Genomic DNA, 25601 nt, shown 5'->3' with positions numbered 1-25601 from the left:
GCCTATGACCTTATCGATTTTGCTCGGGGTTCCATTGCGCATAACGCTGACCACGCAGGAACTGCCAAAGACCGATGCTCATCCCGGCGAGCGTCACCAGAAAAAACGCAGCGAGGCGAAAGGGTTTGGGCAAGCGGTGCTGCGAATCCAGCAGGCCGGCGATGGCCACCGCGTAACCGAGCAGCTGGGCGATCAGGCTCAGGCGATAAAAGCCGTGGTCTTCCCACAGCCAGAAATTGCTCAGCAGCAACGGCAGCAACAGGATCGGCGCCAGGCGCCGGATCAACTTGTGGCTGATCAAGGCAATCGCATACAGGCCATGTTTCAAAGGATTGAGCAGCTCGCGGCGCTGGGCCAGGCTCTGCAAGCCGCCGACGGTCACGCGCTGGCGACGACGAAATTGCTTGTCGGCTTCATCCACGCCGGTGTCGATCACTCGGGCCTGGGGCACGTAGATGATGCGCTTGAACGCCACCGGCGCGCAGGTGCTGATGAAGAAGTCATCGTTGACCTGCGCCGGCACGTTCTGGAACAGCTCGCGGCGCAGGGCGAGCAGGGCGCCGTCGGCGGACACCATGCAGCCGGTGCGGTTTTCCACGTGGCGCAGCCAGCCTTCGTAGTGCCGATAAAGGCTGTCGCCGATGCTCAGGCCCTTGCCGGTCACCGGGATCTGCATGTGCCCGGCGCAGGCGCCGACCTGGGGATCGGCCAGCGGCGCGAGCAAGTGGCCAAGGGTGTCGGTGAACCATTGGTTATCGGCATCGGTGAACACCAGGATCTCGCCGGTGCTCAGTGCCGCGCCGGCATTCAGGCAGGCGGCCTTGCCTTGGCGGGGCAGATCGAGCACGGTGATGCGCGGGTCGACGACCCGGCGTGCGCAGGCCACGGTGTCGTCGGTCGAGCCGTCGCTGGCGACAATGATCTGCAGTGACCGTGCCTGGTAATCCTGGGCCAGCACCGTGCGTAATTTTTCTTCGATGTGCCGGGCCTCGTTGTGCGCGGCAATCACGATGCTCACGTCCATCGGCGCGGCCGGCCCGTGATACCGCGTCGCAAAGAACGGCGCCAGCAAGGTCAGCAACAACGGGTAGCCGACATAGGCATAGACCGGCAACAACAGGCACAACCAAAAAATGAATTCAGCCACGGGCAGGCCTCCTGGCATTCCATTGACACAGACTGAGGATGAACGCGGCGCCGGCCAGGTGCAGGCGCACCCAGTGCAAGCCCCACAGTTGCAGGGTCAGGCAGACGTTGCGGTGCCTGGCGCTCTGGCGCACGCTCAGGACCAGCGCGGGTAGGGTGGTCAGCGACAGCATGATGGCCGCGTGGTGCGGAAAGCCATTGAACAACGCCGAGATCGCCATGAGGTCCAGCAACCAGGCGAGCAACGACAGCAGCGGAAAACGCAGCAGGCGCAGGCTGATGCCATGGGTGCGCAACAGTTGCAGGTGACTGCCCTGGCGCCACATTTCCTTGCCCATCCACTCGCGCCAGTTCATTTCGTAACCCCAGTGCAGGGCGACGTTTTCGTTGATCGAGATCAACCGTGCACCGTGCTGGGTCTGGCGCAGGGTGAAGTCCTTGTCTTCGCCGGTGCGCAGGGTCTCGTTGAAACCGCCGACCTTGTCGAACCAGGGGCGGCGCATCAGCAGGTTGGCGCTGGGCAGCCAATCAACGCTATGCACGGTATGCCGGGTTGGGCGCAACGTCCGCCGTTGCCAGGCCGTGGCATACCAGGGCGCTTCGGCCGGGGTGTGCAAATCCAGGCCGAACACATCGGCCACGCTGTACGCCTCCAGTTTCAGCAGGTGGGTCAACCAGTTTTCGGGCATCTCGATGTCGGCATCGATGAAGGCCAGCCATTTGCCGGTGGCGATTTGCGCTCCGCGATTGCGCAGGGCACCGATCAACAGGCCAGGCATGACCAACACCTGGGCGCCGAACTGTCGGGCAATTTCGGGGCCCTGATCCGTCGAGCCGTTGTCGACCACGATCAGCTCGCTTTCCAGGCACGCCGCGTTGGCGGCGCGTTGCGCGGCCAGCAGGGTCCGGGCGATGTGCCGGGCTTCGTTGTACATCGGGATGATGATACTGATGCGATTCATGTCCGGACCTCCTGGAGGGGACTTTCTTCGGCTTTCAGACGCAGCACGCTGGTCATCGCGAGCATGATCCACACGTACTTCTGGTTCGGTGCACTGAGGAACATCAAAAACAGCGTCAACGACAGGTAACTCATACCCAGGTGGGTCAACAGGTCGGCCTGTTGCCAGTTACGGCGCCGCATCCAGGCCTGCCGGGCGCGTGTCAGGTTGTACAGCCCCAACGCCAGCATGCCGACGAACAACAGGCCGGCGGGAATCCCCAGTTCACTGAAGATTTCCAGGTAGGTGTTGTGGGCGCGGCGGTACAGGTCACCGATCTTGCGGTTGGCGGAAAACGCCTTGGCATAACCGGTGGTGGCGTAGTGCAGCGGGAACGTGCCGGGTCCGGTGCCCAGCAGCGGGTTCTCGCGGATCATCTGACTGCCGACCACGATGTAGGATGCGCGGCGACCGAGGGATTCGTCCTGGGCCTTGGCGCCCGAACTCAGAATGCTCAAGGACTGGATGCGCGCCACATAGCCGGGCGGCATCAGCGCAATCGCCAGCGGAATCACGATGGCGATGCCGAGCATGGCAAAACCCAGGTGACGTGGACGGATACGCGGCAACTGCGCGCGGTAGTGCCACAGGCCGATCATCAGGCTCAGGAACAACACCACCAGCCCTGAGCGCGATTCGGTCTTGGTCATGCCACCGAGCAACAGCATGAAGCACGCCAGCCAGAACAGGCGATGCAGCCAGTTCGGGCCGCGAATCACCAGCAGCAGCGCCAGCGGTACGGCGAAGGCGATCAGCATGGCGAAGGCGTTCGGGTCTTCCAGCAGGCCGGCGGCACGCCCCTGATCCTGATACTTGCTGGAAAACATCGCCAACGCGCAGGTCAGAGTGACGCTTAACGTCACCCCTTTGGCGAACAAGTCCAGGTTCATGTCACGGCCGATCAGCAGGGTGATCACAAACAGAATCAGGCCGACGCTCAGCTCACGCAGATGCCCCAGGGACATGCCCATGTCATCGGTGTTGAGCAGGCTCAGCAGGTACAACACCATGAACCAGCTCAGGTAGCGCCAGAGGTTACTGCGCAAACGCTCTGAGGGCAGCTGGTGCAAGGCCAGTTGCAGCATCAGGATCAGGGCCAGCGAGGCACCGATCAGCTTGGTGCCCGACAGCGCGTTGTCCTTGAAAAAACCTTCGAGGGGAATCAGCGCCGCGATCGCCAGCAGGCCCCAGGCCGGTTTGCGGTACAACACCGCGACACCGACCACGCCCAACACCGCGCCCGGCGCCAGAAACGGATAAGGGCTGGCCAGCAACGCGAGGCAGACCAGGCCGAGCAGACTGACGATCGAGAGCGGAAAAATCACGCGCGTGCCTCCCGTGCGGTATGGAGGTAGAGCTGCGACCAGCGTTCGGCCAAAGCCTTGAGGTCATAGCGATCCAGTTGCGTACGCCTTGCGTTGTCGGTCAGCTCGCGCGCCAGTGTCGGGTCGCGCAGCAAGGTGCCGATCTGCCGGGCGAGGGCGGCGCTGTCGGCGGGGGGCGCCAGCAGGCCGTTGTGCCGGTCTTGCAGCACATCGGGGATGCCGCCGACGCCGAACGCCACCACCGGTACGCCGGCCTGCATGGCTTCGAGCAGAATCATCGGCGTGCCTTCGGTGCGCGAGCTGATCACCAGCGTGTTGAGTTGTCGCCACCACGGGCGCATGTCGATCTGGTAACCCGGCAGTGAAATCCGTTCCTGCATTCCGGCTTCGTTGATGCGCGCCAACAGACTGTCCCGTTCCGGGCCATCGCCGAGCATCACGACATCCAGTTGCGGGTACTGCTGACACAGCGGAATCAATGCGTCGAGAAACAGGTCCGGACCCTTTTCACTGCTCAGGCGCCCGACGTAACCGGCCAGCCAGCGTGGGTGTTGTGTCACCTGCTCGGGCAGATCATTGCTGGCGGGTAAGCCATTGGGTATCACTTGCAGTTTCTCCGCCCGCACACTGGCCTGACGGCACAAGGTGGCAATACTCTCGGCCACGCACACCACCCGGTTCACCGATGCGGTGCGGCACAGTTGCAGGCTCAGCCAGGTGTAGAACTTTTGTTTGCGGCTACGGGGCGTGAAGCCGTGCTGGGTGATCACCAAAGGCAAGCGCAACAAGGTGGCGGCGACCCAGCCGAACACCAGTCCCTTGAAGTTGTGCGTGTTGATCAGCGGCCGCTCGGCCCGCCGCTGGCGCAAGTGCGCCAGCAACGCCCGCAGCCCCGTGCAACTGCGACAGTCCACCCCGGCCTCGCGAAACCGTGCGAGCAACTCATAGGGTGCATCGAGAAACAGCACCTGGTGTTGCCCCGGCGTCGCCAGGCAGTGGTCGAGCAGCATCCGCTCGGCTCCGTAGAACCCGCCGCTGCTGAGCAAATGAATGATCGGCAGCGACCGGCTCGTTGCCGATGGCAGAGGCGCGTTCAATTGCGCACCCAATGGACGAAGCTCGGCACGCTCCAGTTCTTGTGCGGATTGCCCGGTTCCATGTTCTGGTCGTTGATCACCAACAGCACCGGCACGCCCAGTTCATGGGTGATTTGTGCTGGGTGTTTGAAGCGGTGATCGAAGAACTCACGCACGTAGACCAGGGCAATCGCCAGCAGCAGGCCGGTGAACAGTCCGAATGGAATGATCAGCAGCGGTTTGGGAAACGCCGCTTCGGTCGGCTCGAACGGCGGGCTCAGGACCCGGGCGTTGGACAGGTCGTTGTCCAGCGAGCGAGCCGTGCTGCTCTCGGCGAAGCGTTGGGCGTAGGTGGAGAACGCCGCGTGCAGGGCGTCGATCTCGGTGTCCATCTGGCGCAGCTTGCTCTGGGTTTCCTGCAGTTGGTGGATGCGGTTCTTGAACTCGGCGATGCGTGCGGTCTTCTGGTCGATCACCGAACTGACAATCGCCAGGTCGTTGGTGCGTTCCTGAATCCGGTTGCTCACCACCTTGAGGAACTGCTGGCGGGTGCGGGCGATTTGCTCGCGGGCCAGCAGCATCGGCTCACTGCCGGGCTGGAAGATCGCCAGGTCGTTCATGTAGCGACTGACTTGAGTGGTCAACGCCTCGCCCATCTGTTTGATCTCGCGATCTTCGAAGGCAACGTTGTCCACGGTGGTGGTGAAGGTGTAGGGGAAGGTGTAGTCGTTGAGCTTGTTGTTGCTGGCGGTGGCCAGGCTGGTCTTGAGGTAGTCGAGCCAGCGCTGGCTTTGCAGCAGGCGATCACGATACAGGTTGAGTGCTTGCTCCTCGGTGTTGATGGCGTTGAGACGGAAGGTGATTTCTTCCTTGGGGTCGGCCGCACCGATGGATTCGAGCAACGCCTGGCGGTTCGCTTCCAGACCATTGAGGCGCACTTGATATTGGGTTTTCTTGGTTTCGTAGAAGCTCTGTGGCAGGTCGATCGATTGCAGCGCCTGACGGCTGACCAAATAGTTTTGCAGCAACGCCGCAACAAACTTGGTGCCTTGGGCCGGGTCCGGGAAGCTGTAGATGATCGAGATCACGTTGGAACCCGGCAGGGTTTCGATCTTCAGGCTGTCGATGGCTTGCTGGGTCAAGCCGTCGAGCGCGGTGTCGCGCACCGGATCGGTCTCCATGCCCAGCGCGGACTTCATCGGGTTGATCACGTGCTCGCGCAGCGGCGTGCTGACGTAGCGCTTGAACGGCTGGGCCAGCAGTTTATTGATCACACCGGGCGACGGGGTGTACTCACCCTTGTCCCGTAACTCGCTGATGGTCTGCCGGATCAGGGCGGGCGAACGCAGGATGTTGCTCTCGGTTTCCATGTCGGCCAGCGACGGTGGAATGAACTGGGCGTTTTCCTGGTTCAGGGACGTGGTGGCGTCGCCCTGGGAGAGCTTTTTGGACTGCACGATCACCTGGGCGGTGATATCGAAGCTCTGTTTGAGCATCAGCGGCAAGACCAGGGCGATGACTGCAAAGACCAGGAACACCCGCTTCACCATTTGCTTGTTGGCGAAGAAGATCCTGAAGAACTCGTGCAGGTAATTTTCTTTGGGATTCATGTCAGCTCACCTGAGAGTCAGTTGTTATTGCTGTCTTTGTTGTCGACGCGGTAGCCGAAGCTGAAACCCACACCCTGGAACAGCACCACGTCAGCCAATTGCCTTGCCAGTTCGCCGGCGCTGGCCAGCTTGGTCTTGGGCACGTAGAGCATGTCGTCCGGCTGCAGGTAGGCGATCTGCGAGGCATCGCCAGACAGGGCTTTTTCCACGTCGTAGCGCACGGCCTTCACCTGGTTGCCGCTGCGGCGCATGATCATCACCGAATCCAGGCGAGCCTTGGGGTTGCTGCCACGGGCCAGGGTCAGGGCTTCGAGCACCGAGACCGGGCGGCGGATCGGGTAGGAACCCGGTTGGCCGACTTCGCCGAGCACATAGATCTCGTTGCCCGCAGTGGATTTGAGCAGCACGTCGACGGTCATCCGTCCCGGCAGTTGCGCGTACTTTTTATTGAGGAAGTCTTCCAGCTGGTTGACGGTCATGCCTTGCAGCGGCACGGCGCCGATTTCCGGGAAGCTGGCATAGCCGTCGGTGCCCACGGTGATCTCCCGGCTCATACCGGTGGCGGGGTGGTTCAGCGCGCTTTTCAGGTTCTGTTCATTGGTCAGCGGGCTGATGATTTGCACCGTCAGCTGATTGCGGTTGGGCTGGAACAGGGCCTTGCGGTTATAGGCACGCTGGATTTCCTCGCGGGCTTCATCGGACGTCAGCCCGGCGATCTTCACCGAGGTGTTGGCCCCCGGCAGTTCAATGCTGCCGTCGGGCAGCACCAGTTGATTGCCATTGAGTTGGCTGGCGGCGGTGAAGTTCAGCCCGACCTGGTCACCGGACTGAATGCGGTAAGCCTGCGAGCCACTGGTGCTGATGTGGAAGATCACGTCCAGCACATCTTGTGGGCGCAAGGTTTGTTCGACCTTGGGCATGTCGGTGGCCTGGGCGTTGGCCGGCGTGGCGGTGAGAATATTCACCGGCATGTTGCGGGTGTCCTCGGAAGTACTGGTGGTGCAACCTGCAAGCGGCAGCAACAGCAGGACAAGCATCTTGGCGTTCATGGCGTCATCCTTTTTACGATCGCTTACAGGTTCTTGTAGAGCCACTTGGGCATGTAGTACTTGCGTCGGTTGAACACGCTGCCGACCAGTTTCGCTCCGGCCTGGGTCAGGCGCTGCACGGCGGCCTGGGCCACTTCCCAGCGGGTGTCTTCGGAGCGCACGACCATGATCACGCCATCGACCTGGGTGCTGATGACCAGGGTGTCGGCGGCCGAATACACCGCATCGCCGTCAATCACCACGAAGCGATAACGACTGCCCAGTTCATCGAACAACGGTCCCAGACGTTCTGGTGTCAGGTGCTCGATGCCCCGTGAGTGGCGACCGCTGGGCAGGACGTGAAAGGGCAGGCTCGACACGTCCACTACGCAGTCCTGTAGCAGGGGTGGGCTCTGCTGGTTGAACAGCAGGTCGCGAAAGCCGCGCTCCTTGGTCAAGCCAAGCTGTTGCGTGAGGTTGGTCGAAGACTGGCTGGCGTCCACCAGCAGCACTTGGCCGCTGCTCATTTGCGCCAGTTGACTGGCCAGCACCAGGGCGCTGGTGGTCGTGCCCGCGCCGGGGTTGGCGGCGGTCAGGAACAGGATGCGCAGATCCTGATCAAGCACGGTCGAGGCCAGGTTGGACTCGCTGGGGTTGGCAATGCTGAGACTCTTTGCAGTTGAACCGTCCATTAGCTTGCTCCGTGGCCGCTGAATACTTTGAAGGGGGTTTTCAACAGGATCTTCAGATCAAGCAGCAGGCTCTGCTCGGCGATGTAGCTGAGGTCCAACTCAACGCGCTGGTCGAAGTCGATATTGCTGCGCCCGGAGATCTGCCAGAGGCCGGTCATGCCGGGGTAGATGCTCAGGCGTGCGAGGTGATTGTCCTTGTAGCGATAGGCGTTGAACGACGTCGGCCGCGGGCCGACCAGGCGCATGTCGCCGGTCACCACGTTGATCAGGTTGGGCAGTTCGTCGAGGCTGGTGCGCCGCAGGAAACCGCCGATGCCGGTGATGCGCGGGTCCTTGTCGATCTTGAAGTCGATGGCGTCGGCACCGTGCTTGTTCAGGTGGCGCAGCGATTCCTTGAGCTCCTCGGCGTTGGCCACCATGGTGCGGAACTTGTACATGCCGAACATCCGGCCGCGGTAGCCGGTGCGTTTCTGCACGAACATCACCGGCCCCGCACTGGTGAACTTGATGGCCAGCGCCAGGCCCAGCAGCAAGGGCGAAATCAGCAGCAGAATCAGCAATGCACCGACGCAGGCGAGTACGCGGTTGGTGCGCGACAGTGTCCAGGGGCGACCTCCTTCACGGCCTGTTACCCAGCCGCGACCCTGCATGTGGATCGCCGCATCAAGGCGCATTCGGTGCTCGGGGTCCAGGCGCTTGTCACGGCGCAATTGAATGATCGGTACTCCTTTTTCATGTCCAGTCATTGAGCAATCCTCCGCTGAAATTCAGCCGCGAGCGGCGCGTGGGCGATAGGCAGTGGGTAGTAGTCGCGGAACCAGGCGATGAAGCGCCCGAGTCCTTCATCCAGCTCGATACGGGGCTGGAACCCGGTGGCGCTGGCCAAGTCGCTGGCATCGGCGCAGGTGTTGAGCACATCGCCCGGTTGCAAGGGCAGCAATTCGACCCGGGCCTTTTTTCCGAGGTATTTTTCCAGCAGCGCCAGGTAGTCCTTGAGTTCCACCGGGTGCTGGCCGCCGATGTTGTAGAGGCGCCACGGCGCCATGCTGCTGGCCGGGTCCGGATGCTCGCGGTCCCATTGGGCATTGGCCTGTGGTGGCTGCTCGATCAACCGGGCGATGCTTTCGATGATGTCGTCGATGTAGGTGAAATCGCGCTGGTGCTGGCCATGGTTGAACAACTTCAGCGGCGTGCCTTCGCTGATCGCCCGGGCGAACTGGATCGGCGACATGTCGGGCCGACCCCAGGGCCCGTACACCGTGAAAAAGCGCAGGCCGGTACAAGGAATGCCAAACAGGTGGCTGTAGCTGTGGGCCATCAGCTCATTGGCTTTTTTGGTGGCGGCATACAGCGACAACGGGTGATCGACGCCGTCGCGCACCGAGTACGGCGTGTGCTGGTTGGCGCCGTACACCGAGCTGGACGAGGCGAAGATCAGATGCTTGACCGGGTGGTGGCGGCAGCTTTCGAGGACGTTGAGAAAGCCACTCAAATTGCTGTCGAGGTAGGCCCGAGGTTTTTCCAGGGAGTAACGCACCCCGGCCTGGGCCGCGAGGTTGATCACCACTTCGGGTTTTTCCCTGGCGAACAGGGTGTCGACGGCCGCGACATCGGCCAGGTCAATCGTTGAGAGCTGGAAAGGGCCGACCTGCTCCCGCACCCAACGCACACGATCGTGCTTGAGTTGCGGGTCGTAGTAATCATTGAAGTTGTCGAGCCCGATCACTTGGTGCTCGTCGCGCAATAGCCGCAACACGCAATGGGCACCAATGAAGCCGGCGGCTCCGGTCACCAGAATTCTCATGGGCGGGCCGCCTCGGACAGGCAGTGTTCACTGATCGGTGGAACAGCGTGTTGCAACTGCTTGATCTTGTTCGGATCGATGTCGACACATAGGACGAAATGTCCAACATTCGTCAGTGTCGTTGCTTGTATCAGGCCAACATAGCCCGTGCCAAATACGCTCACGTCCATATTGGCGTGCCTCGTAAGTCGGTGAAGAAAGATCAGAAATGGGACTGTCAAAAGGGGTATAGACCAGCCTTGGGAAACCGTGTCAGCAAAATGACATGTAAAAAGGCTAAGACACCCCCAGTTTCGGGGGCCAATTGCCATCAAGCGCTTGTCCCTGCTGGCTTGGGCGAAATTTTGAGCAATTGTGAAGATTTCCAAGAAAGCGATAAACGGTCGTAAGGCTTGAAATACAAGGGCTGTAGCTCGTTTAGTGTTTCAAAATTGAGACGATTTTTTTTTGACGCTTTCAACTGTTTTTTGACGCTTCTTGCGCTTCGTTGGCTCGCTGCTAGTGTCAAAAAATGACCGACAACCTTTTGGCCCCCCCCGTATTTGGGTGAAGAAAAGCTAATGATTCGATATCTCAAAGAAATTCTGATAGCTGTCTATTTGATCACCCATTACGACTATTACTTTGGTCGTGTCAGCGCGATGGGATTGAGTTTTGCGCTGATATTGTTTGTCGCCATGTTCGTCGTTTTGACAGCTGCATTATTTATGACGGCTTATATTCGCCAGGCACTGACCAGGCATTTTTTCGCGCTGGCGATGTTTGCTTCAGCGGTTTTCTTTGATGTGTATTCCCGGGTCACCGCCGATTACCTGACTTACAGCAGCTTCGTCTCGCTGGTGTACTCCGGCGGCTTTATCGAAGAAGCCATGTATCAGTACCGCGACGCGATCATCAGCGGTGTGCTCGGTGGATTGCCGCTGCTGTTGGGCATCGGCCTCAAGCCTCGTCGGCGTTTGCCTCTGTCGGGTGCGCTACTGGTGGCGGCGCCACTGTTGGGGGTGTTGTTACTCAGTGCCGTATTGTTCGTGCGGGCTGGGGAGGGCGCGCGCGGCCTGCCGCAGATGTACACGCCGCTGGCCTATCTGAATCTGTTCGCCTATGAGTCCCTGCACAACACCGTCGGCCCGCGTGAACCGGTGAGCCTGGCGCGCATCGATCAACCGGTGGGGCACGACATCGTGCTGATCATCGACGAGAGCATTTCCGGCAATTACCTGGACATCAACGCACCGTTCGGCGTGCACAGCAATCTGAAGGAGGCGCGTGCGGGCGTCGCGATCTTCAACTATGGCTACGCCGCCTCGATTGCCAATTGCAGTGTCGACACCAACGTCACCCTGCGTTATGGCGGCACCCGCGCCGACTACGTTCGGATCAACAGCACGTTGCCGTCGATCTGGCAGTACGCGAAAAAAGCCGGGTTGCGCACGGTCTATATCGATGCGCAACGCACTGGCGGTAATTTGCAGAACCTGATGAACGCCGCCGAGAAAAAGGACATCGATGAGTTCGTGCAATTCGACCAAACCAGCGTGCGCGATCGCGACATGGCGGCAGCGGCAAAACTGATCGAACTGCTCAATGACGATCAGCCGCAATTGGTGATCATCAACAAGGTCGGGGCGCATTTTCCGGTGCACGACAAATACCCCGATGGCTTCATGGCTTACCGTCCGACCTTGCCTCGGGGGCAATTTGTCGAAGTGGCGGACACGGGCGAGCGTAACGGTTTCAATGGCCAGCCAGACGATTGGGTTTTGTACCGCAACGCTTACAAGAACACCCTGTTGTGGAATGTCGGTGAGTTTTTTTCGCGGGTGTTCGCCCAGGCCAATCTGAACAACGCCTTGCTGATCTACACCTCCGATCATGGCCAGGACCTGCATGAGCGGGGCAATCCGGGCTTGAACACCCATTGTGGCGGGGACCCGGTGGAAGAGGAGGGCCTGGTGCCGTTGGTGGTGGTTCAGGGCAGTGGGTTGAAAACCCCTGACTGGCAGGCGGCACTGGCCGGCAACAAGGATCGCTCCAGCCACTACAACATCTTCCCGACCTTGTTGCAGTTGATGGGGTATGACTTGGCGGGGGTGGAGGCGGTGTATGGCAAGCCGCTGAGTGTGCCGACGGCCGATGATTTCACTTTCAACTATCGGTTCAATGCACGGCTGGGGGCCAAGCCTGCTTGGAAGCACATCGACTTGAACAGTATTGTCACGCCGTCGCAGGCGCCAGTAGGAGCGAGCGATGCGGCGACCCGACTTGCCCGCGAAGAACGATAACGCGGTCATCTAGCCGTCCGCTATCCTAGGCTCACTGCTTTCACTGAGCCTCACCCCATGCTTGAAGTCCAGGGCGTCTTCAAAAGCTACGCCACGCCGCAAGGCCCGTTGCCGGTGCTGCAAGGCGTCGACTTGACCCTCAAACCCGGCAGCAGCCTGGCGCTGATGGGCGAATCGGCCAGTGGCAAGAGCACCTTGCTGCACCTGATTGCCGGGCTGGACAAGGTGGATCGCGGCAGCATCCGCAGCGGCGAACATCGACTGGAGCAGATGAACGAAGGGCAATTGGCGAACTGGCGGCGCACGGAAATCGGCCTGGTGTTCCAGCAGTTCAACCTGATCGGCAGTTTGCGGGTGGAGGACAACCTGGCATTTCAGGCGCGACTCGCCGGGCGTCATGATCCGCGCTGGCAGGCGCACCTGGTGCAGCGCCTGGGCTTGGCGGATGTGCTGCGCCGTTATCCCGAACAACTCTCTGGCGGGCAGCAGCAACGGGTGGCGTTGGGGCGCGCACTGGCGTCGAAACCGACGCTGCTGCTGGCCGACGAACCCACCGGCAGCCTCGATGAAGCCACCAGCGACGAAGTGCTAAAGCTGCTGCTGGAGTTGCTCGATGCCAGCCCCACGACCCTGTTGATGGTCACTCACAGTCCCCACGTCGCGGCGCGACTGGCCGACAAAGTGGTACTGCACGGTGGGCGACTGGCCGGTGTGGACGGGAGCTGAGATGCGCATCTTTCGCCAAACCCTGCGGGCGTTGCTCAGTCATTGGCGACAGCACCCGGTGCAGTTTTTCAGCGTGCTGACCGGGCTATGGCTGGCCACCAGTTTGCTGACGGGCGTGCAAGCGCTGAACAGTCAGGCGCGGGACAGCTACGCCCGGGCCAGTCAGTTGATCGGCGGCGAACCCCAGGCCAGCCTCAGTGCGCCTACGGCCGCAACGTTCTCTCAGCAATGGTTTGTCGACCTGCGCCTTGCCGGTTGGCCAGTGTCGCCGGTGTTGCAGGGGCGGCTGACGCTCAAGGGCCATGAGGACCAGCGCTTGCAACTGATGGGCATCGAACCGGTGTCGTTGCCGGTGGGTGGCGTCGTGGCGGGGCAGGTGCTGACGATCAATCAGGTTGTCGAGTTTTTTACACCACCGGGCATGACCTGGATTTCGCCACAGACCTTACAAGCCCTGGGCCTCAAGGAAGGCGATCGCCCGCAGGCGCTGAACGGTCAGGCGCTGCCGCCGTTGCAGGTGCAGACGGATATGGCCCCTGGCGTGTTGTTGGTGGACATTGGGTTTGCCCAGCAGATACTCGGCTTGCCGGATCAGCTATCGCGCCTGCTGTTGCCCAAGGATTTCACGGCGACGCTGCCCGAGTCGCTCAAGGGGCAGTTGCAGTTCAAGAGCAGCGGTGAAGAAAACAACTTGGCGCGGCTGACCGAGAGCTTTCATCTGAACCTCGATGCACTCGGGTTTCTGTCGTTCGTGGTGGGTCTGTTCATTGTGCATGCCGCCATCGGATTGGCACTGGAACAGCGCCGAGGTTTGCTGCGGACCCTGCGAGCCTGCGGGGTCAGCGCGCGGATGCTGATTGCTTGCCTGGCGGTGGAATTGGGTGGCCTTGCCCTGGTCGGCGGCTTGGCCGGTGTGATCAGCGGCTACCTGCTGGCCGGCGTGTTGCTGCCGGATGTCGCCGCCAGCCTGCGCGGTTTGTATGGCGCCGAGGTGGCGGGGCAGTTGAGCCTGAGCCTGTGGTGGTGGCTCAGCGGCATCGGCCTGAGCCTGCTCGGTGTCTTGCTCGCCGGCGCCAACAGCTTATGGCGGGCGGCGCGTCTGCCATTGCTGGCGCTGGCCGATCCCCAGGCCTGGCATCAGGCCCACGCGCGCTGGTTGCGGCGTCAAGGATGGGTGGCGGCACTGGCCCTGGCGATCGCGCTGCTGGCGTTGCTGCGGGGCGACAGCCTGGCCAGCGGTTTCGTGCTGATGGCCGCGCTGTTGCTGGGCGCGGCACTGGCCCTGCCGGTGGTGCTCAATGCCGTGCTCAATGGATTATTGGGTCGTAGCCGTTCCGTGCTCGGCCAATGGTTCGTCGCCGATTGTCGCCAGCAACTGCCGGCCCTGAGCCTGGCATTGATGGCGCTGTTGCTGGCGCTGGCGGCCAACATCGGTGCCGGCAGCATGACCGCCGGTTTCCGCCAGACATTCAGCAACTGGCTCGAACAGCGGCTGACCGCCGAGCTCTACCTCAATCCACAAAACCCGGCGCAGGCGGGGGAGCTGTACAGCTGGCTCAAGCAGCAGCCGCAGCTTGTGGCAGTGCTACCCAACTGGCAGGTCCCGATCCAGTTGCAAGGCTGGCCGGCGGACATCATTGGCGTGATCGATCATCCGACCTATCGTCAGCACTGGCCGCTGCTGGAAGCCCTGGGCGACTCACCCTGGGATCGCCTGGCCATAGACGATGCCTTGATGCTCAGCGAGCAACTGGCCCGGCGCCTGAAGGTGCGATTGGGCGATCACCTGACCATTACCACGCCCAATGGCCCCTGGTCGCCGCGGGTTGTCGGCATCTACGCCGACTACGGCAATCCGAAAGGGCACCTGTTGGTCAACGTCAACCATCTGTTGCGCGGCTGGCCACAATTGACGCCCAACCGTTTCAACCTGCGCATCGAGCCTGCATCGATTTCGCCTTTCGTGAATGCACTGCAAGCGCGGTTCGCCCTGGAGGACAGTCGCATCGTCGATCAGGCCCGGCTCAAAGGTTGGTCCACGCAAGTGTTCGAGCGCACCTTCGCCGCCACCGCCGCCCTCAACAGCCTGACGCTGTGTGTGGCGGGCGTGGCGCTGTTCATCAGCCTGCTGACCCAAAGCCAGAGCCGTCTCGGCCAACTGGCGCCGCTATGGGCATTGGGCGTGACGCGCCGGCAACTGATGCTGCTCAACCTGGGGCAAACCTGGTTGCTGGCCGTGTTGACGCTGGTAATGGCCTTGCCGTTGGGCATCGCGCTGGCCTGGTGCCTGGACACGGTGATCAACGTCCAGGCTTTCGGCTGGCGCCTGCCGCTGCGGGTGTTCCCGGTGCAATTGCTGCAACTGATGGGGCTGGCGCTGGTGGCGACAGTGCTGGCGTCGGCGTGGCCGTTGTACGCTTTGTATCGCACGCAGCCGGCGGACCTGCTGAGGACCTTTGCCCATGAGGATTAAATTCGCGGTGATGCTGTTGGCGCTGTTATCGAGTGGTTGCGATCAGTCGGTGCCCGTGGAAAAAGGCTTCGCCGGGATGGGCAATCAAGCGGCGGCGTTCACGCCAGTCGTGGCCGGGCGGGTGTTCAGCTTCCCGGCAGACCACGGCCCCCATGATGGATATCGCATCGAATGGTGGTACGTCACCGCCAACCTCAAGGATGAGCAGGGCCACGAATTCGGTGCGCAATGGACCTTGTTTCGCAGTGCCTTGAAAGCCACGCCCGAGGTGGCGGGTTGGGAGAACCAGACGATCTGGCTCGGTCATGCGGCGGTGACGTCGGCGACCGTGCATCACGCGGCCGAACGCTATGCCCGTGGTGGCGTCGGTCTGGCCGGGGTCAATCTGGAACCGTTCAACGCGTGGATCGACGATTGGCGTTTGAGCAGCCAATCGACCCATGCCGATCCGTTGAGCGATATGCAGTTGAGTGCCCGCGACAAGGCGTTCAGCTATCAACTGCGCCTGACGTCAAATCGACCGCTGGTGCTGCAAGGGGAGAAGGGGTTCAGCCAGAAATCCGAACAGGGCCAGGCCTCGTATTACTACAGCCAGCCGTTTTTCCAGGCCCGCGGCCTGTTGGAGATCGACGGCAAGCGCTATCAAGTCAGTGGCCCGGCCTGGCTCGACCGTGAATGGAGCAGCCAGCCCCTGACCGCCAACCAGACCGGGTGGGACTGGTTTTCCCTGCACCTGGACAGTGGCGAACAGGTGATGCTGTATCGCATGCGGCAAAAGGACGGCGCGCCGTACCTGACCGGCACCTGGATCGATGCCCAAGGCCAGACCCGCTTGCTGCAAGGTGCCGACATCCACCTCACCCCGCAAGACACCGCCCGCGTCGCCGGCCATTCAATGCCCGTGCGCTGGGCGATCCAGATTCCCGACAAGCACCTCGACATCGTCATCAGCGCCCTCAACCCCAACGCCTGGATGGACCTGCGCATTCCCTACTGGGAAGGCCCCGTGCGGCTGAGCGGTAGTCATGGTGGGCAGGGGTATCTGGAGATGACGGGGTACTGAGTCGCGCAACAGCGTCTATGCTCACCTGCACGCTCGGTATCGCATCTCGATTCGGTACCGTTTGTCGTCATTGACCACAGGGAATGTTCTGCCTATGAAACTTCACGCACTCACCAAAGCCATCACCCTCGCCACTGTACTGTCTGCCGTCAGTTTCAGCGCCATTGCGGCGGAAGTTCCACTGTCCGCTGTCGTGGAAGCCGATCATATTTCCACCAAAGTTGTTTCGGTCGATATGGCCACTAAGCAAGTTGTCCTTGAGGGGCCGCAAGGTAATCAAGCCACTGTGCAATTGACCGAGAAGGCCAAGAATATCGACAAACTCAAGGCGGGTGACCAGGTTGACATCAAGGTGACCCGTGCCGTTGCGGTGTATCTGGATACCGATGTCGACGGAGGCTTGCCGGGCAGCATGGAGCGCAGCGGTGAAGTGCGTGCGGCACCGGGGTCCAATCCGGCCGGCGAAGCCTATCGTCAGGTGAAGGTGCAACTGAAAATCACCGCGATCGACCTGAAGAAACATCGAGTGACCCTTGAAACCCCTAAAGGTCAGAAAAAAACACTCAATGTCGAAAAACCGGAGATCCAGGCCAAGTTGAAAAACCTGAAAGTCGGGCAGAGTGTTTATGTGGTCTATACCGATGTATTGCAGGTGAAAAGCATTCCAAAAGGTTGAGGACGCGCGTTCTTGTTTGATTATTCCTGTACAGCTTTTTGTATAGGAATAATCTCGCGCATGGACGAGCCAGTGAGTTTGAACGCGGGTCAAGATACTTTTTTGATACACGTCTGATAAAAAACGTATCAGCAAATTTCATGCTTGAATCGCGGACATCCGTACCAACTTCCATTAAAATACGCCCCGTTCGCCCAGTGTCACGGCTCTTTACCAGTGCATGGAATGCCGAGGCCATTGCACTGGGCGGACACTCCCGTGGGAGTGATACATAAAAAGTCTTAAAGCATGAAAAGGGTGACTGTGAAGTCGCCCTTTTTTTGTCTGCGCAGATAGCCCTGTCATTGAAGGGTCCAAGTCTTTTACGTGAGCGACGGTCACGTTGGTAGGTGTCCGGGAGCGAGGCGGGTGGCGGCGAAAATCCCGATCACCTGCATGGAAAACCCCGCGACAGGGGGCCGCTTTTGGCGCACCGTGTCCAAACGCCTTTGGGGTCGAACGATCGGCCCGGAACCTGGGTCTTACACTTGGGCCAACGCGCAGCCACTTGCGCATCCTCGCAACCGCCACCCGCAGTCCCGAGAAGGAGTGAAGACATGAAAATCCTGATGGTTTTAACGTCCCACGATCAATTGGGTAACACCGGCAAGAAAACCGGCTTCTGGCTGGAAGAATTCGCGGCACCGTATTACGCCTTCAAGGACGCTGGCGCACAGGTGACCCTGGCTTCGCCCAAGGGTGGCCAGCCACCACTGGACCCGAAAAGTGACGAGCCTGATTTTCAAACCGAGGCCACCGAGCGGTTTCGCAAGGACCCGGCCGCCCAGGCCGCACTGGCGTCGACCGTGTTGCTCGGCTCGGTGTAGGCCGGCGATTTCGATGCGGTCTTCTATCCTGGCGGCCATGGCCCACTCTGGGATTTGGCCGAGGACAAACAGTCGATTGCGTTGATCGAAGCCTTCTACAACGCCGGTAAACCGGTGGCCGCGGTTTGCCATGCACCGGGCGTGTTGCGCCACGCCAGGGACGCGAACGGTCAACCCTTGGTCAAAGGCAAGAAAGTCACGGGGTTTACCAACAGCGAAGAAGACGCCGTGCAATTGACCGACGTCGTGCCGTTCCTGGTGGAAGACGAGCTCAAGGCCAAGGGCGGGATTTTTTCCAAGGGGCCTGATTGGGCGAGCTATGTGCTCACCGACGGCCTGTTGCTCACCGGGCAGAACCCGGCATCGTCGCAGGCGACGGCGCAAGCGCTCCTCGCGAAGTTGAAATAAACAAAAACTCTGTAGGAGCACGGCTTGCCGGCGATGGCGTCCTCGAAATCGCTATCGCCGGCAAGCCGTGCTCCTACAGGTCGGTGTCAGTCGTGCAATGCGGCAAAACACTGCTCGATCGAGCGCCGCTGAGTCTCGGCATACAGCTCCAACTCATCAATGGTCGAACGCCCCAATGCCTTTTCAAACGCCTGTCGATTGGAATGCTCACCGTAGTGGGACTGAGCGGCGTCCCCCAGGTTTGACTGGAAAATCCCCGCCGCGCTGACCGGCAGAAAATCTTCATACACCAAGGGTTCCACCCGCAGATACCCGCCGCTGACCAGCGCTTCGAGGGGCAGGGTTTTCAGTTCGGCCGTTCCCAGGCCTTTTTCCGTCACGAAGTAGCGAAAGTACGCCAGTTCCTGTTGGCGCATGCCTTCGTAGGTGTCGGGGAATTCGCTGAAGTGCTGCGCCATCAAGGTGTTGTAGCGCGCGGCGTTGGCTTCGTTGGGGAAGTCTTTGAGTTCGTCCCGGGCCGCATTGAGCAAGCGGTCATACAGCGCCCGGCCTTTGGGGGTGAGGGCGGCACCCCGTTGTTCGATTTCGCCGAAGCGGGCGCTGTGGCTGCCACGGGAGTCGGTTTGATCGGTGAAGGCGACCGGCTCGTCGAGCGCCTTGAAACTGGTCTGGCGCAGCAGGATCGGACACTGGCGGCGCGGCGGGCCTTCGATCACGGCTTTAGGGGTGATGCCATGCACCGGCATCTGCGCCTGGACGATGTCGATGTCCAGGGTGCGCGGTGTCAGGTGATTGATGTGTGGACCTTTGAACGCCACCACATCGGCAATCAGGCGATGCTGGGCGCTGAGTTTTTGGTATTGCCCGGCGGTGACAGTGGCGCTGTGGTGCCAGCGGAAGGTTTCCAATGCCTGTTTGACGAAGTCCCCAGCCTCTTCTTCGGTGAGACCGCCCTGGGTTTCGGCGCGGTCGATGAGGGTCAGCGCGGCAGGCGTGAAGATCGAACGCTTGTCCAGCACCGACTGGGCAAACGCTCGCAGTTGCGGGTCTTCGATCAGTTCCAGGCGCAGCAACGAGGTGAACACACGGAACGGGCTGACCTGCAACGACGCTTCATGCACCGCACGAAATGCCGTGGAATGCACCGGTACCCCGGCCGGTGTCAGGTCGTAATAACCCACCGGCTGCATGCCCATCACTGCGAACAGACGGGCCAGGGTCGCCAATTCAGCGGCCGTACCGACCCGAATCGCGCCATGGCGCTCCAGGTCCAGGCGCTCGATTTCGCCGGTGCTGTTCAGCTGTCGGGCTATTTGCGAGTCGCTGTCGAGCACGTGGCGGTTGGTCTGTTCCACCAACGCCATCAGCGCGCCGTACAACGGCACTTCTTCGCGGTACATGTCGGACATCGCTTTGGAGAAGCGTTGGCGGATCAAGTCGGGGCTGACGAAGCTCGGGTGAGTCATGAACGGAATTCCTGGCGCGGTGACGTGAAGGATGGGAGAAAAGATCGCAGCCTTGCACGCCGCCGACAAACGAAGTTTCTGACGAACCTCATTCTACAAAGGACTGCAAGCGGTTGGGTGTGTAGGAGCTGTCGCAGGCTGCGATCTTTTGATTTTGTTCAGGATCAAAAGATCGCAGCCTGCGGCAGCGCCTACAGAGGGGTCAGGGTTTTATTCCATTTAGATCGCAATATTCCAGCCAGTCCATCCCGGCCATCTCGGCCACTTCCCGGTGCACTTCCAGGCGCTGGGCTTCATAGTCTTCGGGGGTGGCCGCCGTCAGCTTCAGGGTTAGCTCCCAGGCAAACAGCCCCAAGCTTTCGGCTTCGGCCTCGAAGGCTTCGTGCAAACGTTCTTCACGAAACTGCGCCAGGGTTTCGCCCTTGGCCTGGGCGAGCAGGGGGTTGAGGTGGTCGAGTTCGTCGCGCAGTTGCGGGCGCTCATCGAGGAACCGCTTCAACGCCAGTTCATGATGGTGTTCAGGTGCAGGCATGGTCGCTCCTTCGAGGGGTGTATTGCAGTAAAGCAGAACGATACGCGCTGCCACAGTGATACAGTCCGCTTTTTCCCGATGAGCGAATGCAATGCGAATTCTGATGGTGGCGCTGGCCGTGACAATGCTGGCCGGGTGCGCAGGCTCGGTGATGAGCGACGCCCGCAGCAACCCCCCGTACAAGACCCTCAACTCGGACAAGCCGGCAAAAGACGTGGCCCAGTGCGTGCAGTTTTCCTGGCAGGACGAAGCGGTGTTCGGAGTCGATGCCAGCGGCTATCTGGAGACTGGCGAGAAAGGCCGTACGACCGTGTACACCCGTTCGGCGGAGTCGTTCGTGGACGTGACCACCGATGCCTCGGGCACCGTGTTGAGTTACTACGCGCAAAAAGACGACTTCGTCGCCAAGCGCCGGTTGGCGGCGTTGGCAACTTGCCTGTGATCAACGCATAACCCTGTAGGAGCAGAGCTTGCTCGCGATGGCGCCAGATCATTCAACATTGATGTCGACTGACCTGACGCTATCGCGGGCAAGTCGGGTCGCCGCATCGCTCGCTCCTACAGATTATTGGTCGTTGATCAAACGCTTCTGAAAGAAGAAATGCTTGAACCCCGGCGGGTAGTCGGCGATGTGCCCGATCTCGCTGTAACCGCATTTTCTGTAGAACTCGGGTGCCTGGAATTCGAAGGTATCTAGCCACAGCCCGATGCACTTTCTCTCCCGCGCCAAGTCTTCGGCCATTTGCATCAGCTTCGTGCCCATGCCCTGGCCCCGTGCCTGTTCCGGTACCGACAGCAAATCGATGAACAGCCACTGATAGAACAGCCGCGCGTAGAGACCGCCGAGGATCTCGTCGTTTTCGTCGCGTACCAGCAAGGCAATGTGCTCGGGGATGGCGCCGTCGGCCTTGGAGGCGTTATAGGCACGCAGCGGTCGCAGGATGGCCTGGCGTTCTTCTTCCGTGGGGGTTGGCGAGAACTCGATTCTCAAGGGCATGGCGATATCCTTATGGCAGTGAAACCGCAGCCTATCGCGGTCATGGCAATTGATCTATCCCCGAGCCAAAGTGGAACCGTCGCCAGCGCGCAGATGTCTAGCCTCAAGAAGCGTGATTCCAGAACGCTGCCCCTGAGGACATGTCGTGAATATTTTCGAAGCCTTGCGTGAAAGCCACGAGCGCCAACGTACCTATGCCAAAGCGCTGATCAAAACCAGCGGCGACACCCCGGAGCGGGTGGAGGCCTACCAACAGCTCAAGTCTGAATTGCAGGCCCACGCAACCGCCGAAGAGCGGCATTTCTACATCCCGTTGATGGAGTTCGACAACGGTGTCGACCTCAGTCGCCACGCCATCGCCGAGCATCACGAAATGGATGAAATGATGGAGGACCTCGACGAGACCGAGATGTCCAGCCCAGCCTGGCTGGCGACGGCGAAGAAACTCTCCGACAAGGTCCACCACCACCTTGAGGAAGAAGAGCAGAAGTTCTTCCAGATGGCCGGCAAGCTGCTCGACGACAAGCAGAAGGAAACACTGGCGGGCCAATACGTGAAGGAATACAAGGCGCAGCTTGCTTGAATAAACAAGCGTCGGGCGTTTTCACCTAAGCTATCGATTCTCTGAAACAACAGGACGCGTTTTCATGTCGAACACAGCCGAACGGGTCAACATCCTCGAATCCCGGGTGTTGTCCCACGACTGGTATCTACTCAAGAAAATCACCTTTGATTACCTGCGTAACAACGGTGAGTGGCAACGTCAGACCCGAGAGGTTTACGACCGTGGCAACGGCGCGGCGATTCTTTTGTACAGTCGCGAAAAAAAGACTGTGGTACTGACCCGGCAATTCCGGCTGCCGGTATTCGTCAACGGCCATGACGGCTTGCTCATTGAAGTGGCGGCGGGGTTGCTCGAAGGCGCCGCACCCGAAGCGCGCATCCGCGCCGAAGCTGAAGAAGAGACCGGTTACCGCGTGCACCATGTGCAGAAGGTGTTCGAGTCCTATATGAGCCCCGGCTCGGTCACTGAGAAGCTGTACTTCTTTATCGCTGAGTACGATGCGACGTCCAAAGTCAGTGACGGGGGTGGGCTGGAAGAGGAAACCGAGGAACTGGAAGTGCTGGAGTGGCCGTTCGATAAAGCCCTTGAAGCGTTCTATCGGGGGGAGATCTGCGATGCCAAGACCATCATGCTGCTGCAGTACGCGGCGATGAAAAACATTTTCGCGGATTGAGTCGCACCCTGTCCTGTGGTGAGGGGATTTATCCCCGTTGGGTCGCGTAGCGGCCCTAATCCCCTTCCATTACATTCATTCAGGTATATCGCGTTCTCAACGTTTTACGGCTGCTTCGCAGCCGAACGGGGATAAATCCCCTCGCCACAGGGAATCGGTCAGCTCGAAAACAAATCGCCGGTCGTGCCAGTCTCAGACCACTCACCTCCCTCAAGCGTCAGCAACAACGCCTTCGCCTCCAGCCCTCCGGCAAACCCCGTCAGCTTCCCCGAAGCACCAATCACCCGATGACACGGCGCAACAATCGAAATCGGGTTCTTGCCATTCGCCGCGCCCACCGCCCGCACTGCGCTCGGGTTGCCGATCTGTTCGGCGATCTGGCTGTAGCTGCGGGTTTCGCCGAACGGGATGGTCAGCAACGCTGCCCAGACCTGCTTCTGGAACGCCGTGCCGGCAAAATCCAACTCCAGTTCGAAACGCTGGCGAGTGCCAGCGAAGTATTCACGCAGTTGCTCGGCGGCGCGCACCAGGATCGGGTTGCCCGGCGCTTCGCTCATCGGTCCCAGACGCACCCGGTCGGGTTTGTCGTTTTCCCAGAGGATGGCTGCCAGTCGCGAGCCGTTCGCCACCAGCTTCAACTCGCCGACTGGAGATGCCAGGGTGATGTAGGTGTAAGTCATGCCAGGGGCCACGCCGAACTGTTGAACAAGCGTTAAGGATACTGCCTCGCCGGGGAGGCGCAATGCGCAATCTTGACCATACTTCGTACTGCTCTTGAAGCCTTCCCTCTGTTTGGACAGAGCCCTAAAACAAAAAGAGACCGACTCATGAAGTACGAACCTTTTGCCAAATCGCTGTTGGCGACTTCCTTGGCACTCAGCTGCCTTACTGCCCACGCGGCCTCCGTAGCCCCAGTCGCGGGGGAGAACGGCATGGTGGTCACGGCCCAACATCTGGCCAGCCATGTGGGTGTGGATGTGCTCAAAAGTGGCGGTAACGCCGTGGATGCCGCCGTCGCGGTGGGTTATGCGCTGGCGGTGGTGTATCCCGCGGCAGGCAACCTGGGTGGCGGCGGTTTCATGACGATCCAGCTCGCGGACGGGCGTAAGACATTCCTCGATTTCCGCGAAAAAGCGCCGCTTGCCGCCACCGCCAATATGTACCTGGACAAGGAGGGCAATGTCGTTCCGGAATTGAGCACCCGTGGCCACTTGGCTGTCGGCGTGCCCGGTACCGTTTCGGGCATGGAGCTGGCGCTGTCGAAGTACGGCACCAAACAACGCAAGGACGTGATCGCCCCGGCCATCAAGCTCGCCGAAGACGGTTTCGAGCTGGATCAGGGGGATGTCGACTTGCTGCATGAAGGCACCGACATGTTCAAGAAGGACATGAAGGATTCCGGCTCGATCTTTCTGAGCAACGGCGAGCCGATGCAGGTCGGGCAGAAACTGGTACAGAAAGATCTGGCCAAAACGCTGCGGGAAGTCTCCGAGAAGGGGGCTGACGGCTTCTATAAAGGCTGGGTGGCCGACGCCATCGTCACCTCCAGCCAGGCCAACAAGGGCATCATCACCCAGGCCGACCTCGATAAATACAAGACCCGTGAATTGGCGCCGATTGAATGCGACTACCGTGGCTATCACGTGGTCTCGGCTCCGCCGCCCAGCTCCGGCGGTGTGGTGATCTGCCAGATCATGAACATCCTCGAAGGCTATCCGATGAAGGATCTGGGCTATCACTCGGCCCAGGGCATGCACTACCAGATCGAAGCCATGCGTCACGCCTATGTCGACCGCAACAGCTACCTGGGCGACCCGGATTTCGTGAAAAACCCGATTGCCCACCTGCTCGACAAGAACTATGCGACCAAGCTGCGCGAAGCCATCCAGCCGCAAAAGGCCGGCAATTCCAAGGAACTCAAGCCCGGCGTGGCGCCCCATGAAGGCAGCAACACCACCCATTACTCCATCGTCGACAAGTGGGGCAACGCGGTGTCGGTGACCTACACCCTCAACGACTGGTTCGGTGCCGGGGTCATGGCCAGCAAGACCGGGGTCATTCTCAATGACGAAATGGACGACTTCACCTCGAAAGTCGGCGTGCCGAACATGTACGGCCTGGTGCAGGGCGAAGCCAACGCCATCGCCCCCGGCAAGGCGCCGCTGTCGTCCATGAGCCCGACTATCGTCACCAAGGACGGCAAAGTGGTGATGGTCGTCGGTACGCCAGGTGGCAGTCGCATCATCACCGCGACCCTGCTGACCATGCTCAACGTGATCGATTACGGCATGAACATTCAGGAGGCGGTCGACGCGCCACGCTTCCACCAACAATGGCTGCCGGAGGAAACCAACCTGGAGAACTTCACCACCAGTCCCGACACGGTGAAGATCCTCGAAAGCTGGGGCCACAAGTTTGCAGGTCCCCAGGACGCCAACCACTTGGCGGCGATCCTCGTCGGCGCACCTTCGCTGGGCGGTAAACCGGTGGGCAAGAACCGTTTCTACGGGGCCAACGACCCACGGCGCGGTACCGGCTTGTCGCTGGGCTACTGACGGTTGTGTTTGCAGGGGGACGGGCTTATGTTCGTCCCCTGATCTTCTGACTTTTCAAGGAAGGAACCATGACCAGCGCACTGTTAATCATCGACGTCCAGCAAGCCCTGTGCTCCGGTGAGTACGAGTGTTTCGAGATCGGGCGCGTCATCGACACGATCAACGACCTGAGTAACCGGGCGAGAAAAGCCGGGGTGCCGGTGGTGCTGATCCAGCACGAAGAAGAGGGCGATCTGCTGAAACACGGCGCTCCAGGCTGGCAACTGGCCGAAGGGTTGCAAACCTCTCCCGACGATCATCGCGTACGCAAAACCACGGGTGATTCGTTCTATCAAACCAACCTGCAAGAGTTGCTGCCGGTGCAGGACGTCGAACGCTTGGTCATCTGTGGCCTGCAGACCGATTACTGCGTGAATGCAACGCTGCGTCAGGCGCACCAAATGGGCTATGACGTGGTACTCGCCGCCGACGCGCATTCCACCGTCGATAACGGCAACACCCATGCCGAAGACATCATTGCCGAGCACAACAAGGACTGGGCGGACCTGAGCAGTTCGGTGGCGCGCATCGACGTCGTCCCGGCCAGCAAAATCCGCTTCTGAAAGCCCCGAATTTCCCCTGTAGGAGCTGCCGCAGG

The 25601-nt window shown here is 60.5% G+C and carries 23 protein-coding genes and 2 pseudogenes; 11 read left to right on the top strand and 14 right to left on the bottom strand.

What is annotated here, in order from left to right; translation table 11 throughout:
• Nucleotides 1-10 precede the first annotated feature (10 nt).
• The 10 genes and pseudogenes from ABTV22_RS19025 to ABTV22_RS18980 all read right to left on the bottom strand — a co-directional run.
• Nucleotides 11-1147: a glycosyltransferase family 2 protein gene (locus ABTV22_RS19025; protein WP_433736042.1), complete on the bottom strand. Its 1137-nt coding sequence runs from the start codon at nt 1145-1147 to the stop codon at nt 11-13.
• Nucleotides 1140-2108, bottom strand: coding sequence for a glycosyltransferase (locus tag ABTV22_RS19020; protein WP_433736041.1), 969 nt, complete (start codon nt 2106-2108; stop codon nt 1140-1142). The genes ABTV22_RS19025 and ABTV22_RS19020 overlap by 8 nt, the downstream gene beginning before the upstream one ends.
• The gene (locus tag ABTV22_RS19015; protein ID WP_433736040.1) at nt 2105-3472 is read right to left on the bottom strand and encodes an O-antigen ligase family protein; all 1368 of its coding nucleotides are present in this window, start codon (nt 3470-3472) and stop codon (nt 2105-2107) included. Before ABTV22_RS19015 ends, ABTV22_RS19020 begins: the two co-directional genes overlap by 4 nt.
• Nucleotides 3469-4581, bottom strand: a complete 1113-nt coding sequence (locus ABTV22_RS19010) for a glycosyltransferase family 4 protein (RefSeq protein WP_433736039.1) — start codon at nt 4579-4581, stop codon at nt 3469-3471. The genes ABTV22_RS19015 and ABTV22_RS19010 overlap by 4 nt, the downstream gene beginning before the upstream one ends.
• Nucleotides 4566-6158: a GumC family protein gene (locus ABTV22_RS19005; RefSeq protein WP_433736038.1), complete on the bottom strand. Its 1593-nt coding sequence runs from the start codon at nt 6156-6158 to the stop codon at nt 4566-4568. The genes ABTV22_RS19010 and ABTV22_RS19005 overlap by 16 nt, the downstream gene beginning before the upstream one ends.
• Nucleotides 6159-6175: 17 nt before the next feature.
• Nucleotides 6176-7207 (bottom strand): polysaccharide biosynthesis/export family protein, encoded by a 1032-nt coding sequence (locus ABTV22_RS19000; RefSeq protein ID WP_433736037.1) that lies wholly within the window; start codon nt 7205-7207, stop codon nt 6176-6178.
• A gap of 23 nt (nt 7208-7230) precedes the next feature.
• The gene (locus ABTV22_RS18995; RefSeq protein WP_433736036.1) at nt 7231-7878 is read right to left on the bottom strand and encodes a CpsD/CapB family tyrosine-protein kinase; all 648 of its coding nucleotides are present in this window, start codon (nt 7876-7878) and stop codon (nt 7231-7233) included.
• On the bottom strand, nt 7878-8624 hold the full coding sequence (locus tag ABTV22_RS18990; RefSeq protein WP_433736035.1) for a sugar transferase: 747 nt from the start codon (nt 8622-8624) through the stop codon (nt 7878-7880). Before ABTV22_RS18990 ends, ABTV22_RS18995 begins: the two co-directional genes overlap by 1 nt.
• A complete protein-coding gene (locus ABTV22_RS18985) occupies nt 8621-9682 on the bottom strand; it encodes an NAD-dependent epimerase (protein WP_433736034.1) in 1062 nt (353 codons plus the stop codon). Before ABTV22_RS18985 ends, ABTV22_RS18990 begins: the two co-directional genes overlap by 4 nt.
• A gap of 14 nt (nt 9683-9696) precedes the next feature.
• A pseudogene (locus tag ABTV22_RS18980) lies at nt 9697-9852 on the bottom strand (UDP-glucose 6-dehydrogenase); the annotation flags it as partial.
• A 390-nt stretch (nt 9853-10242) separates the two neighbouring features.
• On the opposite strand from ABTV22_RS18980, the gene ABTV22_RS18975 reads away from it, so the two are divergent.
• The 6 genes and pseudogenes from ABTV22_RS18975 (at nt 10243) to ABTV22_RS18950 (ending at nt 18176) form a co-directional block, all read left to right on the top strand.
• Entirely contained in the window at nt 10243-11964 is a 1722-nt protein-coding gene (locus ABTV22_RS18975; protein ID WP_433736033.1) for a sulfatase-like hydrolase/transferase, read from the top strand.
• Nucleotides 11965-12021: 57 nt separating this feature from the next.
• Nucleotides 12022-12690, top strand: a complete 669-nt coding sequence (locus ABTV22_RS18970) for an ABC transporter ATP-binding protein (RefSeq protein WP_433736032.1) — start codon at nt 12022-12024, stop codon at nt 12688-12690.
• A 1-nt stretch (nt 12691) separates the two neighbouring features.
• A complete protein-coding gene (locus tag ABTV22_RS18965; protein ID WP_433736031.1) occupies nt 12692-15163 on the top strand; it encodes an FtsX-like permease family protein in 2472 nt (823 codons plus the stop codon).
• Nucleotides 15153-16226 carry a lipocalin-like domain-containing protein gene (locus ABTV22_RS18960; protein WP_433736030.1) on the top strand — a complete coding sequence of 358 codons (1074 nt, stop codon included), beginning with the start codon at nt 15153-15155 and terminating at the stop codon, nt 16224-16226. Before ABTV22_RS18965 ends, ABTV22_RS18960 begins: the two co-directional genes overlap by 11 nt.
• Nucleotides 16227-16320: 94 nt before the next feature.
• Entirely contained in the window at nt 16321-16902 is a 582-nt protein-coding gene (locus ABTV22_RS18955) for a hypothetical protein (protein ID WP_433736029.1), read from the top strand.
• A 596-nt stretch (nt 16903-17498) separates the two neighbouring features.
• A pseudogene (locus ABTV22_RS18950) lies at nt 17499-18176 on the top strand (type 1 glutamine amidotransferase domain-containing protein).
• 86 nt (nt 18177-18262) lie between these two features.
• On the opposite strand, the gene hglS reads toward ABTV22_RS18950, so the two are convergent.
• Both hglS and ABTV22_RS18940 read right to left on the bottom strand, forming a co-directional pair.
• Entirely contained in the window at nt 18263-19642 is a 1380-nt protein-coding gene (hglS, locus tag ABTV22_RS18945; RefSeq protein WP_433736028.1) for a 2-oxoadipate dioxygenase/decarboxylase HglS, read from the bottom strand.
• A 202-nt stretch (nt 19643-19844) separates the two neighbouring features.
• Nucleotides 19845-20174 carry a DUF6388 family protein gene (locus ABTV22_RS18940; protein ID WP_433736027.1) on the bottom strand — a complete coding sequence of 110 codons (330 nt, stop codon included), beginning with the start codon at nt 20172-20174 and terminating at the stop codon, nt 19845-19847.
• Nucleotides 20175-20265: 91 nt separating this feature from the next.
• Here ABTV22_RS18940 and ABTV22_RS18935 point away from each other — a divergent pair, with 91 nt between their 5' ends.
• Nucleotides 20266-20616 (top strand): hypothetical protein, encoded by a 351-nt coding sequence (locus ABTV22_RS18935; protein ID WP_433736026.1) that lies wholly within the window; start codon nt 20266-20268, stop codon nt 20614-20616.
• A gap of 123 nt (nt 20617-20739) precedes the next feature.
• Here ABTV22_RS18935 and ABTV22_RS18930 read toward each other — a convergent pair whose 3' ends face one another.
• The gene (locus ABTV22_RS18930) at nt 20740-21171 is read right to left on the bottom strand and encodes a GNAT family N-acetyltransferase (RefSeq protein ID WP_433736025.1); all 432 of its coding nucleotides are present in this window, start codon (nt 21169-21171) and stop codon (nt 20740-20742) included.
• A 145-nt stretch (nt 21172-21316) separates the two neighbouring features.
• Between ABTV22_RS18930 and ABTV22_RS18925 the strand changes: the two genes are divergently transcribed.
• The gene (locus tag ABTV22_RS18925) at nt 21317-21754 is read left to right on the top strand and encodes a hemerythrin domain-containing protein (protein WP_433736024.1); all 438 of its coding nucleotides are present in this window, start codon (nt 21317-21319) and stop codon (nt 21752-21754) included.
• A gap of 64 nt (nt 21755-21818) precedes the next feature.
• Nucleotides 21819-22409: an NUDIX domain-containing protein gene (locus tag ABTV22_RS18920; RefSeq protein ID WP_433736023.1), complete on the top strand. Its 591-nt coding sequence runs from the start codon at nt 21819-21821 to the stop codon at nt 22407-22409.
• A gap of 158 nt (nt 22410-22567) precedes the next feature.
• On the opposite strand, the gene ABTV22_RS18915 is transcribed toward ABTV22_RS18920, so the two are convergent.
• Nucleotides 22568-23089 (bottom strand): methylated-DNA--[protein]-cysteine S-methyltransferase, encoded by a 522-nt coding sequence (locus ABTV22_RS18915; RefSeq protein ID WP_433736022.1) that lies wholly within the window; start codon nt 23087-23089, stop codon nt 22568-22570.
• A 147-nt stretch (nt 23090-23236) separates the two neighbouring features.
• Here ABTV22_RS18915 and ggt point away from each other — a divergent pair, with 147 nt between their 5' ends.
• Both ggt and ABTV22_RS18905 read left to right on the top strand, forming a co-directional pair.
• Nucleotides 23237-24964: a gamma-glutamyltransferase gene (ggt, locus tag ABTV22_RS18910; RefSeq protein WP_433736021.1), complete on the top strand. Its 1728-nt coding sequence runs from the start codon at nt 23237-23239 to the stop codon at nt 24962-24964.
• A gap of 68 nt (nt 24965-25032) precedes the next feature.
• Entirely contained in the window at nt 25033-25566 is a 534-nt protein-coding gene (locus tag ABTV22_RS18905) for a cysteine hydrolase family protein (RefSeq protein ID WP_433736020.1), read from the top strand.
• The last annotated feature ends 35 nt before the right edge of the window (nt 25567-25601 follow it).

The organism is Pseudomonas putida, assembly GCF_050990305.1.
GTDB classification, from domain to species: Bacteria; Pseudomonadota; Gammaproteobacteria; order Pseudomonadales; family Pseudomonadaceae; genus Aquipseudomonas; species Aquipseudomonas putida_AH.
Note: the sequence above shows the minus strand (reverse complement) of the source record. Positions and strands in the feature narration are given on the sequence as shown.

What these genes read in the sequence shown, in the direction of transcription:
- ABTV22_RS19020 (WP_433736041.1), bottom strand. Translation starts at nt 2,108, where the DNA reads ATGAATCGCATCAGTATCATCATCCCGATGTACAACGAAGCCCGGCAC.
- ABTV22_RS19005 (WP_433736038.1), bottom strand. Translation starts at nt 6,158, where the DNA reads ATGAATCCCAAAGAAAATTACCTGCACGAGTTCTTCAGGATCTTCTTC.
- ABTV22_RS19000 (WP_433736037.1), bottom strand. Translation starts at nt 7,207, where the DNA reads ATGAACGCCAAGATGCTTGTCCTGCTGTTGCTGCCGCTTGCAGGTTGC.
- ABTV22_RS18995 (WP_433736036.1), bottom strand. Translation starts at nt 7,878, where the DNA reads ATGGACGGTTCAACTGCAAAGAGTCTCAGCATTGCCAACCCCAGCGAG.
- ABTV22_RS18990 (WP_433736035.1), bottom strand. Translation starts at nt 8,624, where the DNA reads ATGACTGGACATGAAAAAGGAGTACCGATCATTCAATTGCGCCGTGAC.
- ABTV22_RS18985 (WP_433736034.1), bottom strand. Translation starts at nt 9,682, where the DNA reads ATGAGAATTCTGGTGACCGGAGCCGCCGGCTTCATTGGTGCCCATTGC.
- ABTV22_RS18975 (WP_433736033.1), top strand. Translation starts at nt 10,243, where the DNA reads ATGATTCGATATCTCAAAGAAATTCTGATAGCTGTCTATTTGATCACC.
- ABTV22_RS18970 (WP_433736032.1), top strand. Translation starts at nt 12,022, where the DNA reads ATGCTTGAAGTCCAGGGCGTCTTCAAAAGCTACGCCACGCCGCAAGGC.
- ABTV22_RS18965 (WP_433736031.1), top strand. Translation starts at nt 12,692, where the DNA reads ATGCGCATCTTTCGCCAAACCCTGCGGGCGTTGCTCAGTCATTGGCGA.
- ABTV22_RS18960 (WP_433736030.1), top strand. Translation starts at nt 15,153, where the DNA reads ATGAGGATTAAATTCGCGGTGATGCTGTTGGCGCTGTTATCGAGTGGT.
- ABTV22_RS18955 (WP_433736029.1), top strand. Translation starts at nt 16,321, where the DNA reads ATGAAACTTCACGCACTCACCAAAGCCATCACCCTCGCCACTGTACTG.
- hglS (WP_433736028.1), bottom strand. Translation starts at nt 19,642, where the DNA reads ATGACTCACCCGAGCTTCGTCAGCCCCGACTTGATCCGCCAACGCTTC.
- ABTV22_RS18940 (WP_433736027.1), bottom strand. Translation starts at nt 20,174, where the DNA reads ATGCCTGCACCTGAACACCATCATGAACTGGCGTTGAAGCGGTTCCTC.
- ABTV22_RS18935 (WP_433736026.1), top strand. Translation starts at nt 20,266, where the DNA reads ATGCGAATTCTGATGGTGGCGCTGGCCGTGACAATGCTGGCCGGGTGC.
- ABTV22_RS18930 (WP_433736025.1), bottom strand. Translation starts at nt 21,171, where the DNA reads ATGCCCTTGAGAATCGAGTTCTCGCCAACCCCCACGGAAGAAGAACGC.
- ABTV22_RS18920 (WP_433736023.1), top strand. Translation starts at nt 21,819, where the DNA reads ATGTCGAACACAGCCGAACGGGTCAACATCCTCGAATCCCGGGTGTTG.
- ABTV22_RS18915 (WP_433736022.1), bottom strand. Translation starts at nt 23,089, where the DNA reads ATGACTTACACCTACATCACCCTGGCATCTCCAGTCGGCGAGTTGAAG.
- ggt (WP_433736021.1), top strand. Translation starts at nt 23,237, where the DNA reads ATGAAGTACGAACCTTTTGCCAAATCGCTGTTGGCGACTTCCTTGGCA.
- ABTV22_RS18905 (WP_433736020.1), top strand. Translation starts at nt 25,033, where the DNA reads ATGACCAGCGCACTGTTAATCATCGACGTCCAGCAAGCCCTGTGCTCC.